The organism is Mucilaginibacter sp. (assembly GCF_039921305.1).
Classification (GTDB): domain Bacteria; phylum Bacteroidota; class Bacteroidia; order Sphingobacteriales; family Sphingobacteriaceae; genus Mucilaginibacter.
On the sequence record NZ_JBDSCA010000055.1, the window covers coordinates 55,140 to 72,120 of the forward strand.

General features: G+C 39.8%; 7 protein-coding genes. All 7 read left to right on the forward strand.

What is annotated here, in order from left to right:
* The first annotated feature begins 94 nt into the window (after positions 1-94).
* The 7 genes from ABIN91_RS16985 (at position 95) to ABIN91_RS17015 (ending at position 16,959) form a co-directional block, all read left to right on the forward strand.
* Positions 95-1,705 carry a family 43 glycosylhydrolase gene (locus tag ABIN91_RS16985; RefSeq protein WP_348052480.1) on the forward strand — a complete coding sequence of 537 codons (1,611 nt, stop codon included), beginning with the start codon at positions 95-97 and terminating at the stop codon, positions 1,703-1,705.
* 142 nt (positions 1,706-1,847) lie between these two features.
* Positions 1,848-2,861, forward strand: coding sequence for a FecR domain-containing protein (locus tag ABIN91_RS16990; RefSeq protein ID WP_348052482.1), 1,014 nt, complete (start codon positions 1,848-1,850; stop codon positions 2,859-2,861).
* A 186-nt stretch (positions 2,862-3,047) separates the two neighbouring features.
* Positions 3,048-6,638, forward strand: a complete 3,591-nt coding sequence (locus ABIN91_RS16995) for a TonB-dependent receptor (RefSeq protein ID WP_348052484.1) — start codon at positions 3,048-3,050, stop codon at positions 6,636-6,638.
* A gap of 20 nt (positions 6,639-6,658) precedes the next feature.
* Positions 6,659-8,206: a RagB/SusD family nutrient uptake outer membrane protein gene (locus ABIN91_RS17000; RefSeq protein ID WP_348052486.1), complete on the forward strand. Its 1,548-nt coding sequence runs from the start codon at positions 6,659-6,661 to the stop codon at positions 8,204-8,206.
* A gap of 119 nt (positions 8,207-8,325) precedes the next feature.
* Positions 8,326-10,716, forward strand: a complete 2,391-nt coding sequence (galB, locus tag ABIN91_RS17005; RefSeq protein WP_348052488.1) for a beta-galactosidase GalB — start codon at positions 8,326-8,328, stop codon at positions 10,714-10,716.
* 654 nt (positions 10,717-11,370) lie between these two features.
* Positions 11,371-13,650: a fasciclin domain-containing protein gene (locus ABIN91_RS17010; RefSeq protein ID WP_348052490.1), complete on the forward strand. Its 2,280-nt coding sequence runs from the start codon at positions 11,371-11,373 to the stop codon at positions 13,648-13,650.
* 12 nt (positions 13,651-13,662) lie between these two features.
* Positions 13,663-16,959: a SusC/RagA family TonB-linked outer membrane protein gene (locus ABIN91_RS17015; RefSeq protein WP_348052492.1), complete on the forward strand. Its 3,297-nt coding sequence runs from the start codon at positions 13,663-13,665 to the stop codon at positions 16,957-16,959.
* The last annotated feature ends 22 nt before the right edge of the window (positions 16,960-16,981 follow it).

The window sequence follows — 16,981 nt, forward strand, 5'->3', positions numbered from 1 at the left end:
TTCATCAGAACAGTACAGGATGCCTTAATCCCAATAATAGCGCATTTTTATAAGCCAATTAACCTGTGTTACTTTAGTAGCTTGATCCAAAAGAATGATGCAGTCCACGATAATTAAGAAAGCTGTTTATTTTAGCTTATTAATATGCTTTTTGATATGCAGTGCCAATATTGTAAAGGCACAAACCCACAATATTAAAAACGATGTATTTTGGAATACGACAGACGGGCAGCCAATTTACAGTCAGGGAGGTGGTATATTTAAATTTACCGATCCGGGTAGCGAAGTAAAAAAGTATTACTGGTATGGCGTTCATTATAAAGAGGCGGAAAATTATCGCAATGCACCATACATAACTCAACACGGCGATACCTTTGAATCTGTAACCTGTTACAGTTCTGCCGATTTGGTAAATTGGAAATTTGAGGCCGATGTTTTAACCAAAAATAGTGTCAATCAGAATGGGAGGAAAACCTGGGTGGGCCGCTTAGGGGTAGCCTATATCAAAGAATTAAATAAGTATGCCATGTTTGTTCAGCATGGCGGTAGAGTGCTCATCAACATTTCCGATTCGCCCACAGGGCAGTTTACTTTTCATCAGGAAATAAGTATGCAGAGCATGATAGGCACTACCAATACCGGCGATCAAACTGTATTTACTGATGAAGATACCGGTAAATCTTATCTTATTTACTCTTACGGAAAAGGCCGGAACAAGATCTATGTATCCGAAATTGGTATTAAGGATGGTAAAGTTGATCTGTTAGACTGTACGCAGGTTTTTCATGGCGAAAGCCGAGAAGGGAATTGCATGTTCAAGTACAAGGGCAGGTATTACATGTGCGCGTCAAACATTTATGGGTGGGATGCTTCTTTTGCCTATTACCTGGTAGCCGATAACATCAGGGGGCCTTACAAACCAACCGATAATATGCAGGTTATTAACGGTTGTTCTGACGATTATGCACATGTAACCCAAACTGGCTTTTTTGTTACGGCGAAAGGCAGCGAACAAGAAACTGTAGTTTTCTGTGGCGACCGGTGGGCCGATTTCGCCGGCAACGGATTGGGATATAACCAATGGTGCCCGCTTTCGTTTGATGGTAAAACGCCGTATTTTAATTCGCTCAGTTCCTGGGATCTGGATGCCCAAACGGGTAAGTGGAAAGCAGCCGGTGATAATAATTATGTAAAGAACGGCAGCTTTGAGGCTGATCGTAAAAATATCCCCAGCCCTGTTAAACCGGTTCAAAAACAATTAACAGGATGGTTAACTACAGTTATTGAGGGTAACCAAATCCAGATTGGCAGCGCCGATTCGATTGTATTGAACCATGTTAACACCGAAAGCGACAGGAAGGTTGTGATAGGCGAAAAGAGCCTCAATATCAGCGATAAGATCAGCTTTAAGCGCAAAGTATCACAGATAATTGCTTCATCGTCTTATGTAACCATAACAGATGGATTTTATACCCTAACCGCTAAGGTGAAAAATAGCACTGATTTTGGCAGGCTTGAAATGTACGCTGCGAGCAATGGCAAAACGCTCAAGTACAGTATCAAACAAGAAAACATATTATGGCAAACCATTACACTACCTAATATCCCTGTTAAGGATGGAAAGGTTGAGATCGGCTTTATGACAGAAGGTGCAGCAAACGCTTTTTGTTATGTGGATGATGTATCGCTGGTAAAGGTACAGTAACCAAAATTGCGTATTACGTTCATGGTCTTATCTAAGTGAAAAGAGTCTCGTAAAAAAAATAAAAATTTTATTCAGAGTAAGGGTTGTAGCGCTTTCGCTTGTCATTGTTTATATAAGCCTTTATATAAACCTGTTTTATTGAATGAAATTTTTTATCACACCACAACTGTTGTATAAATATATTGACGGAAAATGTACCGATGAGGAGACATTTATGCTTCACCAGTGGTATGATTCGTTCGAAGATCAGGAAGATCCTTTTGATGCTTTAACCGAGCAGGAGCAGGAAGTAATGAAAATGCTGATGCTCGAAAAATTCAGGGCATCTGTAAAACCCATCGGAGCAGAAGAAGCTGTATTTGAACCCCGCAGAAGCTTCCCTGTTAAATTAATTTATGCCCTTTCGGGGATAGCTGCCTTGCTTTTGATAGTTTGGGGAATTAACCTGAACAGTAAAAGGCAATCACAAAGTGCGGCAAATAGTATCATCACCACCGCTTCGGAGCAAATGATGGTTGAAAACCAAACCAGCAGTATTTACAAGCAAACGCTATCTGATGGGAGTGTGGTTTGGTTGAGTCCTAAGAGCAAACTTCAATATCCTAAAAAATTTATAGGGGCTTATCGTCAGGTTAAAATGACGGGCGAAGCCTTTTTTGAAGTTACGAAAGATCATGCCCATCCTTTTATTATTGATGGGGGCGGTGTTATTACCCGTGTTTGGGGCACAAGTTTCCGTATTAAATCTTCTCAAAACATTCAGACCGAGGTTTCTGTTGTAACAGGTAAGGTATCAGTTAAACTTCCCGAAAAGGATGAAACCGAGGTAATGCTCTATCCTCAGCAAAAGGTAGTCTATAGCTACGCTAATAAGGTTTTAATGCGGGGTAAAGAAAATGAAAAATCCGCTATGCGAATGTGGGGTAAAGTTACCGAATCATTTGATAACGTGCCTTTGGATAATGTATTAACCACTTTGCGTAACCACTATGGTATGCATATTTATACCGAAGATAAAGAGTTTGGCAAATATTTATTGAAAGCCGATTTTACCGATCAAAGCCTGCCGGCCATTCTGGAGATGCTTCAAAACTCGCTTAACGCGGGTTATACTATTGACGATACACAAATTGTATTATACCGTAAAACCAATTAAACCCAACATAAATCAAAGGAAGAAAATATGAAGAAATAGAAAGCCGCATTTCAGAAAAAGAAAACCGAGAGTGTCATCACCACTCCCGGCTAAATCTAAAACCCCCCGTCGAGAATGATGTCTGCGTGAACAGACAATAGGGGATTAATTGTCTCATTTTAAGCGTAAAATAAAACAAACGAATTTATGAAATTTTATTTACTAAGCTCTAATACCTGGTGGAAAATTATGAGGATCACCTTTAGCCAGCTATTGATAACGCTACTCATAAGTAGTATCTCATTCGCAAAAAATCTCAAAGCTCAGGATGTGCTTAACCGCACAGTTAACGTAGCTGTGAACAATTCCAGCCTGGAAACAGCGCTCAAAAAGCTGGAAAAAAATGCCAGTATTAAATTTGTGTACAGCAAAAATATCGTTAAAACCGATCAGAAAATAACCTTTAACGCCGCCGATCAGCAATTGCGCCAGGTTTTGGAAAAGCTGTTAGTTGAGCGCGGTATAGCCTATCGTGTTATAAACGATCATATCGTGCTAAACGTTACTCCGCAATACGAAGAACTGAAAAAGTTAGCTACCGAAAAACAGGCCGCTATTAATGCCGCCATAAACGTATATACTGTAAAAGGTAAGGTAAGCGATAACACTGGTTTTGGTTTGCCAGGTGTAAGCGTAAAACTAAAAGGCACAAACACTGCTGCCGCTACAGATAACAATGGTAATTACACTATCAGTATTCCTGACGGGACAGGTATATTAGAATTCTCTTTTATAGGATTTGACCCTAAAGAAGTTCCGGTTAATAACCAAACCGTTATCAACGTAACCTTAACCGAAAACAACAAGCAATTGAACGAAGTTGTAGTTGTTGGTTATGGTACTCAAAAGCGTGCCAATATTAGCGGTGCAGTAGCTAACCTAAAGGGCGATAGTTTTCAGGAGCGCGCTATAACCCGTGTTGATCAGGCCTTGGTTGGCCAGTTAGCAGGCGTTACTGTTAAACAAACTACCGGCTTACCGGGTAAAGCGTTTAGCATACAGGTACGTGGTACAGGCTCAATTAGCGCCGGTAACGAACCCTTATATGTTATCGATGGCTTTCCGTTAGCAACTGCGCAAACAAATGGCGCGGGTAATTTTGCATCGGGCAACCCGTTGGATAATATTAATCCGAACGATATCGAATCAATACAAGTACTTAAAGATGCCGCAGCTGCCGCTATTTATGGTTCAAGGGCATCAAACGGTGTTGTGTTGATCACTACCAAACAAGGTAAAACAGGCGCTCCTAAAGTTAGTTACAATGCATATGTAGGTTATAATCAAGCTGCCAGGAAATTGGATATGCTTGATGGACAAGGTTGGATAGACCGGGCTACCGAAATGATTAATGCAAACTATGTAAATACTTTTGGTACAAGTAAAGGTGCCACTGCAAATGATAATGCTGCTACAAGGCTGGCCAATAATGGCGGTGCTTTTTCAACAGCTTATATGCTGGATCCGCGATGGGCGTTGCCAGGGCACCCAGGTTTAGAGTTTGTTGATTGGCAAGATGTAATATTTCGTAAAGGAGCCATGCAAAATCACGAGGTCTCTGCAAGTGGTGGTACCGATGCTGTAAAGTATTTTATATCCGGAAATTACACTAATCAGGATGGTTTTGTGAAGGGTGTAGGGTACAAAGCGTATTCGGCTAGAGCCAATGTTGATTTGAAAATCACAAAAAAGTTAAAAGTAGGTATTAACCTGGCGCCAACATACTCAATTACCGAAGATCCGGGTGTTGAGGGGAAAGATAATATTTATCACCAGGCACTAAGCTTTACACCGGTGCAGGAAGATACCGTTGGTAATTATCCTAACGTTTTTCGTAATGGCCAATATGCCTGGGGTAATACAACCAATGGCGTTTTAGGTAAGTTGGAGAACATAGTAGGTGAAACAAAAAAATATCGTACTCTGGCCACTATTTTTGGCGAGTACGAAATCATCAAAGGTTTAACGTTCAGAACATCTATCAACTTAGATAATACCGATAACGCATCGCGCGGATATACACCTTATACTGTAGCCAGCACATTGGCAAGCCGTACTTTTAATGCTACAACAAACCCCAATTTGTATGTTAATACATCGGGCTCATTTAGTACTTATAAAAGGCAAACCTTTGTAAACGAGAATACATTAAACTACAATACGGTAATTCATAAAGATCATAGTTTGAATTTATTGTTAGGCCAATCTTATAACTACGACCACTCCGATTTTTCAAACCTGTCATCAACGGGGGGGTATACCAGCGGTAGTATCCAAACATTAAATGCTGCGGCAGGTATCACCGGCGCGCTTGATCCTAACCGTAACGGCGCTACTCAAAATGTGCTGCTATCGTACTTTGGACGTGTCCAGTACTCTTATAAAGATAAATATTTATTATCTGCCAGTTTACGTACCGATGGCTCGTCGAGGTTTGGGTTGGCTACCCGATATGGCGTATTCCCATCAGCGTCATTAGCATGGCGTGTGATAGAAGAAAGCTTTATGAAAAAAATACCTGTAGTAAGTGATTTAAAACTACGGGTAAGTTACGGTGTTAACGGTTCAAATAATTTAGGTGGCGATTACAATTCAATTTCTACCCTTACATCAGCCGGTTACGTATTTGGCGCTACACAGGTAGCAGCATTAGGCCAGGCAACCGGAAGGCTGGCTAATCCAGATCTGCAATGGGAAAGATCGCAAACTTACGATGGTGGTATTGATTTCGGATTTTTGAACAACCGTATAGTTGGTTCATTCGATTACTACAATAAATTGAATACCGAACTATTATTAAACGTTCAGGTGCCCGAAACAACGGGCTTTTCAACTTACCTTACCAACTTAGGATCGGTTAGAAACATTGGCGAAGAGCTGGAATTAACAACACGTAACTTAATAGGTAAATTTCAGTGGAGTACTACTTTAAATGTAAGTCATAATACCAATAAAGTGGTGGCTTTAGGCCCGGGTCAAACACAGATATTAATTCCCTCGGCGTTTGATATCTCCAACTTTATATTAAAAGTAGGGCAACCGTTAAATAGTGTGTATGTAGTAAAACAGGTTGGTATACTTACCGCTGCCGATATTGCGAATCACGCGGCTTTATTCGGTACCGAAACCGCTGGAGATCCTAAATACGAAGATGTTAGTGGGCCTAATGGTGTTCCCGATGGTGTAATTGATGGTAACGATCGCCAGATAGTTGGTCATCCATCGCCAGATTATACCTGGGGTATTACCAACAGCTTCCGTTACAAAGGTTTTGATCTGAGTGTATTAGTTCAAGGTCAAAATGGTGGCTCTATATATTCATTATTAGGCCGTGCGATAACCCGTACAGGTCAGGGCGTATCTGATAACGCGCCAGCTTACTATACCCAAAGATGGATATCTCCTGATAACCCAGGTGCAGGTAGAGTAAGCAAAGCTTTTTCAACTTTTGGCAGGATAGTTAATACCGATTGGTTGTACTCATCAGATTATATCCGTGTACGTGATATCACCTTGGGTTACAACTTAGGTAGTGTGTTAAAAGTGAAAGCAATAAGCGCTGCACGTATTTACATCACAGCCGAAAATTTCTTTGGCCATGATAAATACTACGGGGGAGCTAATCCGGAGGCATCAAACACTGATTTGAGCGGAAATTCAAGTTATCTTTCTCCCGGTGATTACGGTGGTTTGCCATTGGCTAAATCACTGATCTTTGGCGTAAACTTTACATTTTAATCATTCTTAAATTATTAAAAATGAAAAAGACATTCTTTCTATCAATTATAACAGCATCGATGATCTTTGTATCATCATGTAATAAAGACCTTAACCAGGCACCCATATCATTAGGCACTACCGATAACTTTTACCAATCTGCAAGCGACTTTATCCAGGGCATAAACGGTGTTTACAACGATCTGAGAAATTATCCCGATAGGTTACTTTTTCTTTCGGAGATACGATCAGATAATATTTACGGCGTATCAAGCTTAGGTGTGCGCGATTGGGATCCGATTAATAATTTTCAACGGGCCATTGCTGGCAATACCTATGTTGAAGAAGCCTGGGCCGCTAATTTTAACGGTATATTAAGGGCAAATACTTTGCTTGGTAAAATTACTACCAACGGTGCAAACATTGGTTCAGCATCGCTCGCTACACGTTTGCAAGGCGAAGCCCGTTATTTGCGTGCATTTTATTATTTCGATCTGGTAAAATATTTCGGAAAAGTTCCGGTTATTGACCATCCTGTATTATCTGATGAAGCTAATACAATAGGTCGTAGTCCGGTAGCCGATGTTTATAAATTCATCATCGCCGATCTGCAGTTTGCCATAGCCAATTTGCCTGGCTCATACACAGGTGTTGATGTTGGCCGCGTAACCAAATACGCTGCCGAAGCTACCTTGGCACAAGTATACATGGCACGTTCTGGCGTAACTTATGGTATCGATGGTCCGGGTTTAGGCTTAAACGAATGGGGGCTGGCCTTGCCACTGATAAATGATATTATTACTAATGGCGGTTTTGTTTTCAACCCCAGCTATGCCAGCATATTTTCGTACACCAATCAAAGCCCAACTACCAATAAAGAGGCTGTATTTGATGTAATGTATCAAACAGGCTTAAGCGGTACAGCCGCAGTGTATGGTGCCGATTTTGTTTGGCAGCTTGCACCAAATCAATGGTTTAAAGCAGTTAAAAATGATTCAAAATCAAATGGTAGTTTAGAGATCATCCCCACATCAAATGATTTAACAAACTCTTATGCTACAGCTGATGTACGTAAAGCATTCAATATAAACCTTACGCCTTATACCGATGTGAGCGGTACAGAGGCACGCCCGTTTTTTAAAAAGTATATTGATTTAACTAAACTGCCATCAAGTAGCCGTTTTGATTGGGGAATCAATTTTATCGCGATAAGATATACGGATATACTAATGATGAAAGCCGAATGTATACTAAGAGGAGCTACAGGTGGTGGCACACAAACAGATGTTGATGCTATTGTAAATCAGATTAGGACCAGAGCCAATGCCGCGGCAGTGCCTCTTTTGAATGTTACGTTGGCACAACTTTTTGACGAAAGAAGAAAAGAGTTTGCTGATGAAGGCTCACGTTGGTTTGATCTGCAACGTAGTGGTAATTTAATAGCCATTATGAACGCGTGGATAACTGCTGAAGACGGAACAGCTAAAAAGCAAATGAACCAGGTTATTCCTGGTTATGTTATTTACCCGGTTCCGCAATCGCAATTAGATGCTGCACCTGGCTTATATACCCAAAATACAGGTTATTAATAAGATTTAGATTTACAAAGGGCAGTCAATTTAGGCTGCCCTTTGTTGTTTTATTGCTTTGTTGTTTTTAACTATTGGCTACCTTAGCAAATAATTGTTAAACCTACAATAGTAACCAAATGAAAAAAATTTACCTACTGCTATGCTTAACTGGGTTGGCGCTATCATCCTTTGCTCAAAAAACGGATGGGCGAACAACACTCAATTTTAACCAGAATTGGAACTTTAAATTAGGAGACGTTAACGACGGGCAAAACATTAGCCTCGACGACTCTAAATGGCGTAAATTAAACTTACCGCACGATTGGAGCATAGAAGGGGAGTTCAGTAAAGATAACCCGGCAACACCCGAAGGAGGCGCATTACCCGGCGGTATAGGCTGGTACCGTAAAACGTTTACCGTTCCGGCATCATCAAAAGGCAAACAGGTTTATATCGCTTTTGATGGTGTTTATCAAAAAAGTACGGTTTGGGTTAACGGGCACGAGTTAGGCTTTCGCCCGAATGGGTACATCTCTTTTAGGTATGATATGACACCTTACCTAAATTTTGGTGGAAAAAACACCATTGCTGTAAAGGCGGATAATTCGGTACAACCAAATTCACGCTGGTATTCAGGTTCGGGTATCTATCGTAATGTTTGGTTGGTTACAACTAATAAGATAGCGATAAATCAATGGGGAACGTATGTAACTACTACCAATGTGTCCGCAAAATCAGCCACCGTAAATTTAACCATAGATGTTAAACGTCCGGAAGGCGATCATTCTCCGGTAACGTTGATTAGTAATTTGATGGATGCCAGTGGTAAAATAGTGGCAAGCCAAACTACCAAAAGTGTAGTGTCAGCTTCTGCTCAAAAATTTATGGTTGCTAATCCAACATTATGGTCGGTTGAAAAACCATATCTATATAAGGTAGCAACAAAAATAGTGAGCAGTAATGTTGTTATCGATCAATACACCACTCCATTAGGTATCCGCTATTTCAACTTTGATGCCGATAAAGGCTTCTCGTTAAACGGTAAGCCAATGAAAATTTTAGGCGTGTGTGATCATCATGATCTTGGCGCTTTAGGTGCCGCAGTTAACTACCGCGCTTTACAAAGGCAATTAGAGATTTTAAAAGAAATGGGTTGCAATGGCATCCGTACATCACATAACCCACCAACACCAGAACTGCTTGATCTTTGCGATAAAATGGGTTTCATTGTTATGGACGAAGCTTTTGATTGCTGGGAAAAAGGAAAAGTAAAATATGATTATCACTTATATTTTAAGGATTGGGCAAAACGCGATCTGGAAGATCAGATACTACGCGATCGTAACCACCCAAGTGTAATGATATGGAGCATTGGTAACGAGATCCCTCAGCAAGGCGATACCAGCGCCCTGCGCATAGCGCCCCAACTGGCAGCTATTGTTCATGGTTTGGATAACACGCGCCCTATCACAACCGCGAATGACCGCCCTGATACCCGGAACCAGATCATTAAATCAGGAGCTATTGATTTGATTGGTTACAATTATCATGAGTTTGACTACGCTAAATTTCACGACAGGTATCCAGGTAAAAAGTTCATCGCGACGGAAACCACTTCGGGACTTGAAACACGTGGATTTTACCAAATGCCATCAGACAGTATCAGGAAATGGCCAACTAAAGATGGTAAGGGAATGAATGAAGACCACACCGTATCGGCTTATGATAACGTTGCACCACCATGGGGTTCAACCCACGAGCAAACCTGGAAAGTGATGAAAAAATACGATTTCCTTTCGGGGATGTTCATCTGGACGGGGTTTGACTATTTAGGTGAGCCTACGCCATATAGCTGGCCATCGCGAAGCTCGTACTTTGGTATAGTTGATCTGGCTGGTTTTCCAAAAGATGTATACTACATGTATCAATCCGAATGGACAAACAAAACCGTGCTGCACATTTTCCCACACTGGAATTGGGAGCCCGGCAAAACCGTTGATATATGGGCATACTATAACAATGCCGACGAGGTTGAGTTGTATCTCAATGGCAAATCGGTAGGGGTGAAGAAGAAAGCCGGCGACGATTTGCACGTAATGTGGCGTTTAAAATATGAACCTGGTACATTAAAAGCAATTTCGCGTAAAAATGGCAAGGTCGTTTTAACCCGTGAGATCAAAACCGCGGGCGCCCCTGCAAAAATTGAATTAACCACCGATAGAAAAACGATTAAAGCCGATGGTAGCGATCTTTCGTTTATTACAGCAAGAGTATTAGATAAGGATGGCAACGTAGTTCCGGATGCGGATAATACGATAAACTTTACCATTAATGGCCAGGCTGTAATTACCGCCACAGATAACGGTGACCCGGTAAGTCACGAGTCTTTTCAAACTCATAACCGTAAGGCGTTTCACGGTTTAGCACTGGCAATAGTTCAATCAAAACAACAAGCGGGCAGTGCGGTATTAACAGCAACATCGGCTGGTTTACCAACTGTAAACCTACAGGTTACCATAGTAAAATAGAAACCAGGGAAAGCCCGATATATTCAAACATTTTGCAACAATGAGGGTGCAACTTCTAAAAATTGGTTATTTGGCACCAAATTTTGGAATAGAAAGTGTATAAACTACCGTAGTTTATACACTTTTTTTGTTTACTAAGCACTGGTTTTGTGGTTTGTTTTATGTTAATGACATCGATTTTGTTAAAATCGTATCAAATTTTCAATGCATTTTGTGGTTTGCAATCAATTTATTAATTCAGGATGGAACAGGATAGTTATTGTATTTATTGTACCTATTTTTAACACTATGAAAAGTGTTTAATTTACATTTAAGCACTTTTAACATAACCAATAAACCAACTAAATTAAAATAAACTATGGAGAAATCTTTACGCATTTTTCGTACGCTACAGGCGTGTCGTTTCAATTTAACATCCAGCTTTATTAAAATTCCCTAACCAGGTTTTTAATCCAGATCTACACAATTTTATTAAACTTAACAGATAAGGTATTTGAAAAAATGGCTTACTGGGCGTGCTGTAACCAATTGTATATGTTGGTGTTATTACGTAGTGTTGTTTGGGTATAATGAATTAGCTTTTTAAATAAAACACATAAATTTTGTTAAACCATGTATAAATTTCAAAAAAATTTATTCTGCTTATTGTTAATCTTGCTCACTTTTGCGGGTTGTCGTAAAAAGGCATATGACGATTATTATGGGCGCCCCGCAAGTCTGGCTCCATCAATTTATCAAACCCTGCAAAGCAAAGGGAACTTTACCAGTTTGCTGGCTTGCATTGATAAAGCCGGTTATACCAGTACACTAAGTACCGCCGGATACTGGACGATGTTTGCACCAAATGATGACGCATTCAAAAAATACTTTGCCTCGGTAGGTATTACAGATGTAAGCCAAATCAACGCAGCTACTGCAACTAAAATTGTAACCTACGCGTTAGTATATAACGCCTTTCAAACCGATCACCTTTCTGATCTGCAAAGTACAACCGGATGGGTGCCTAACCAGGCTTTCAGAAGGCGTACCGTGTATCATGATAACATTGATACCCTAACCGTTGGAACAGCTAATTATCTTCAGCCTACATTACAGGGACAAAAAATTAATTTTGTATCTGAGAATCGAAACGGCGGCGCATTTGTATATGGCGATTTTAACAATAAATATATCCCATACTTCACTGCACAAAATTTTGCTAACTATCTTTTAACCGCTTCTGATTATAACTACTTTTTCCCCGCAACAACATACACGGGTTTTAACGTGGTGGGTGGCTCGGTTGTTAATAAAGATATCGTATGCGAAAACGGTGTGATGCACGAAGTTAATTCGGTAACGTTGCCGTTAAGTAGTTTAGATGTTTATCTGGCTTCAAACCCTAACTATAGCCATTTTAAACAATTATTAGATAAGTATATGGTAACCTATGTTCAGGATGTAAATACTACACACCTTAACCAGGTATTAACAGGTTCATCGGCACCCGTTTATGTTAAAACATATAGCGCTCTTCTCGCATTTGCACCTAATAACGAAAACTACCTTAAACAGTTTGATAATGATGGACAGGCAAGCGGATATACATTGTTTGTACCTACAAATGACAAGGTTGATGCATATATCAATTCGGTATTATTAGAGCATTATGCATCGGTTGATAAATTACCAAGCCAGATTATTGCCGATTTTTTAAATGCGCACTTTTTTGCAGGTACTGTATGGCCAAGCAAATTTGCAACAAATAACAATAGTTTGGGCGAGCCGGCCCGTTTTGATCCGACTAACGATGTTGTAGATAAAAAGGTATGTAGTAACGGGTTTTTTTACGGAACCAGCAAGGTAGAACAGCCCAATGCATTTTCTACAGTATACGGCAGGGTGTATCTTGATCCTGATTATAGTTTCATGAAAACTTCGTTAGATGGTAGTGGTATAAAATTGAATTTAACTAACTTGTTTTTCAAATATACCCTACTAATGGTATCTAATGCTCAATTTAGAGCAGCCGGATACGATTTTAATACAACAACTAACCAGTTTACTTACCAGCCAGTTGGCGGAACGCTGATCACCGGTGCTGTACCTTCAGATCAGATCAAAAGAATAATCAATTTAGGTATTTATAGAACCGAAAATAACGAGTTGGCTAACTTACCTGCAAGCGGCGGTGGCGTTTACGAAGCCGGTGGCTTAGGTGGTTTTGCAGCGGAATATGTTAAATATACTCCAAGTAAAACAATTGCTGCCGCAGGTAACATTGAAAGCAATACATCAGTTACGGTAACAACACCAGCCGTACAAACCAGTAATGGTATTGTGTATTACACTACAGGTTTGCCATTACAGTATTCAACCAATATTGTTAACGCTGTATCATTTAACATCTCAAAAAATGGAACCCTTGCAACAGATCCATATTATATGTTTTGGCAATACTTAAAAAGTTCAACAATATACAATGCAACTACCGGGGCCATACAAGGTGTAGATGCCGGCGGTATTTATACTGTATTTGTGCCAACAAACGCGGCTATGCAAGATGCTGTTAATAACGGCTGGTTACCAGGTACCGGTACAGGAGCGGTTAAAGTACCAAATTATACTTCAACCGCGGTTGTTGATCAGGCCTTGGTAAATAACTTTATTAAATATCATATCATTAAAGGTTTCTCGGTTGTACCTGATGGTAAAAAGAGTAATACCGCTTATCCAACATTGTTAGCAAACTCAAATGGTGATATCACTACTTTGAATGTAGTTAATGCTGTAAATAACATGCAGATTTTTGATGGGCAAATTTTAACCGGTAACGTAAAGCGTTTTGCAGTAGCAAACTCGCAAAATAATGTTGTGTTAGGTAACTACGTGGTTATTAATCCAATAAATACTTATTTACAATACATTGATCCATACAACCAATCTAAATACTAATAAACCTTGTATATGAAAAGAATATTTACCTGTATGGGTATCCTTATTATTTTGTCAACGCTATTGGTAAGCCAAACAGTTAATGCACAAGCTGTGGCCGAAAAAATAGTTATAAAAGGTAAAATAACTGATGCCAAAGATAAATCAAGCATAATTGGCGCCACTGTTATTGAGCAGGATAATGACAGACGTACGGTTACCGGAGTATCAACAAATATTGATGGCGATTTTGTTATCAAAATATCAAGTGCAACTAATAAATTGTCTATCTCGTTCATTGGGTACCAAACCCAGGTGTTACCAATAGATACACGCCGGGTGTTTAATATACAGTTGATACCAAGCAACGCAACCGCGTTAAGAGATGTTAATATTACAGCGCATACGCAAAGCAATAACGGTAACCTTAATGTTGATACGCGCGATTTAACAACAGCCAACCCTACCATACAAGCAAAAGATCTGGAAGAGTTACAGGCCACAACTATTGATCAGGCATTGCAAGGCAGGTTACCGGGTGTTGATATTGTAGCATCATCAGGCGATCCTGGTGCGGGTATGTCTATTAAGATAAGGGGTACATCAAGTATTAACGGTGCTACAAACCCGTTAATTGTGGTTGATGGTGAGCCGTTAGAAACGGAAGTACCACAGGATTTTAACTTTCAAACTGCAGATGAAACAGGATATGCCAGCTTATTGAGCATAGCCCCATCAGATATTAAGGATATTACGGTATTGAAAGATGCCGCCGCTACGGCCATATGGGGTTCGCGTGCATCAAATGGTGTATTAATAATTACTACCAAACGGGGTACGGTTAGTCCGCCGGTTATTACTTACACCTTTCAGGGTAATGTTAACTTACAGCCCAAGGCTATACCTTTGTTAAATGGTAATCAGTATTCTGAGTTAATACCCGAAATGATACAGAATGTAAAGGGTATACCGTTAAATACATTAACAGCAAAAGAGTTTGAACATGATCCGCTTGATCCATACTACTATTATAACTATGGACAAAACACCGATTGGTTAAAAGCCATTAGCCGTACAGGTTATAATTGGGTGAATAACATATCAATAATGGGTGGTGGCGAAAAGGCCAGATATTTTGCATCAGTAGGATATCAAACCCAAACAGGAACTACTTTGGGTACCGGGCTTAACAGGTTAACTACACGTTTAAATTTAGATTATGTGGTATCTACCAAAATCCGTTTTAAAACAGATATATCGTATACACATAGTATTGTGGATGGTAATTATAACATAAATGCTAGCACATCCGATAAAAATAGCCTGGCTACTTTACGTAGTGTTGCGCAAAATAAAATGCCTAATCAAAGTATTTACGAATACGATGAGTATGGTAACTTAACACCTAATTACTTTTCACCGGCAAGCAATATACAAGGTCAATATCCGGGTACATTTAATCCGGTTGCACTTGCTACCAATGGTGTTAATAACCAGTATGGCGATAGGATTATTCCGCATTTTTCTATTCAATATCAGGTTATACCTAACGTATTCAATATTAATGCTGATGTTCAGTTTGATATCAATACCAACACAACGGTGTCTTTTTTACCACAAAACGCTACTGGTAGGCCAATAACCGAAACTTCGGTTAACAGGGCTTACAATTATGATAGCGATGCGTTTAGTGTAATATCAAAAACCAACTTTACATATACTCCTAATATTGGCGAAAAGCAATCGTTTCTGGGTTTACTATCTATCCAAACCCAGGATGATAAATCTGTTAGCCAGTCGGCCTTAACGTCAAATACGGCATCGGTGTTTTTGCAAGATCCATCGGCCCCTTCACGTACTCAAAACAGCGAGCTTGGTGTAGCATCAACAGCTACCGAAGTACGCAGCTTAGGCGCTTTGCTACAAGGGCAGTATAAATTATTAGACAGGTACATTGTAGCTTTTGGTTTGCGTGGTGATGCCAACTCTAAGTTTGGTCCGAATAACCGATACGGTTTGTTTCCGTCATTATCAGCACGCTGGAGGGTATCTGGCGAGCCGTTTATGAAACAATTTAAGTTTGTTAATGATTTAAGTTTTAGAGCAAGTTATGGTGTATCAGGCAATGCTCCACGTTATCCTTATACCTTTTATAACAATTATACCAATTACGGCTTTACCTATTTGGGCCAATCGGGTGTTTACTCGTCAAACATAGGACTCGATAACCTAAGATGGGAAAAAGTTACAGGAAAGAATCTTGGTTTAAACCTGATCATGTTAAATAACCGTATTAACCTGAGTATTGACGGGTACCGTAATACCACTACCGATCTGTTTTTTGATAACCTAGGTATAGCAAGCTTTAATGGTTTTAATGCTGTTAATCTTAACGTAGGTACATTAGATAATCAGGGTTTTGAAATTAGTTTAACAACCACACCTATTAAAACGAAAGACCTGATAATGGACTTTACCTTTAATATTGCACATAACGAAAACGTGATACGTAAAATATCACCTTATGTAGCAACAACAAGTGGTAACGGTACCACCAATGGCTCGTTCATATCAACATTGCAAATTGATAATCCGCTTGGGTCGTTTTACGGATATGTTTACAAAGGGGTATATAAAGATGCATCAGAAACAATAGCTACTGATAAAAACGGTAAACCAATTATTAGTCCTGCCGGCACGCCAGTACAAATGCGTTTTAATTACCCATCTGTTGATTACCTTTTTCAACCAGGTGATGCTAAATACGAAGATATTAACCACGATGGCTTAATTGATGCCCGTGATATAGTTTACTTAGGTAACGGTAACCCCAAATATACCGGTGGTTTTGGTCCATCATTCACTTATAAAGGCAATTGGCACTTTAATATGTTTTTTGCCTACAGGTATGGGTTTAGCTTAATTAATCAAACCAAATTAGTAACAACCGATTTGTACTCGTATAACAACCAAAGTACTGCTGTATTACGCAGGTGGGAGAAACCGGGTGATGTAACAGATATACCTCGTGCGTTGTTTAAGTCGGGATATAACTCATTAGGTTCATCACGTTATGTTGAAGATGGTTCGTTCCTGCGTTTCCAATCGGTAACTGTACGTTATAATCTAAACCAATCCCTGGCAAAAAGGCTGAGCATGAAGAGCGCGGGTATTTACTTAACAGCACAAAACCTATACACTTTTACCCACTATCTGGGTCAGGATCCTGAAATATCGCCACGTGCTGGTGATATTTATCAGCAGCCTATTGATAATTCAACAACGCCGTCATCCCGGTCATTTACACTGGGTATAACAGCTGGTTTTTAATTAATGATGTAAAAGCTTTAAA

Bases quoted from the DNA above. Each gene is read 5' to 3' on its own strand.
- ABIN91_RS16985 (WP_348052480.1), top strand. From the start codon at position 95: ATGATGCAGTCCACGATAATTAAGAAAGCTGTTTATTTTAGCTTATTA.
- ABIN91_RS16990 (WP_348052482.1), top strand. From the start codon at position 1,848: ATGAAATTTTTTATCACACCACAACTGTTGTATAAATATATTGACGGA.
- ABIN91_RS16995 (WP_348052484.1), top strand. From the start codon at position 3,048: ATGAAATTTTATTTACTAAGCTCTAATACCTGGTGGAAAATTATGAGG.
- ABIN91_RS17000 (WP_348052486.1), top strand. From the start codon at position 6,659: ATGAAAAAGACATTCTTTCTATCAATTATAACAGCATCGATGATCTTT.
- galB (WP_348052488.1), top strand. From the start codon at position 8,326: ATGAAAAAAATTTACCTACTGCTATGCTTAACTGGGTTGGCGCTATCA.
- ABIN91_RS17015 (WP_348052492.1), top strand. From the start codon at position 13,663: ATGAAAAGAATATTTACCTGTATGGGTATCCTTATTATTTTGTCAACG.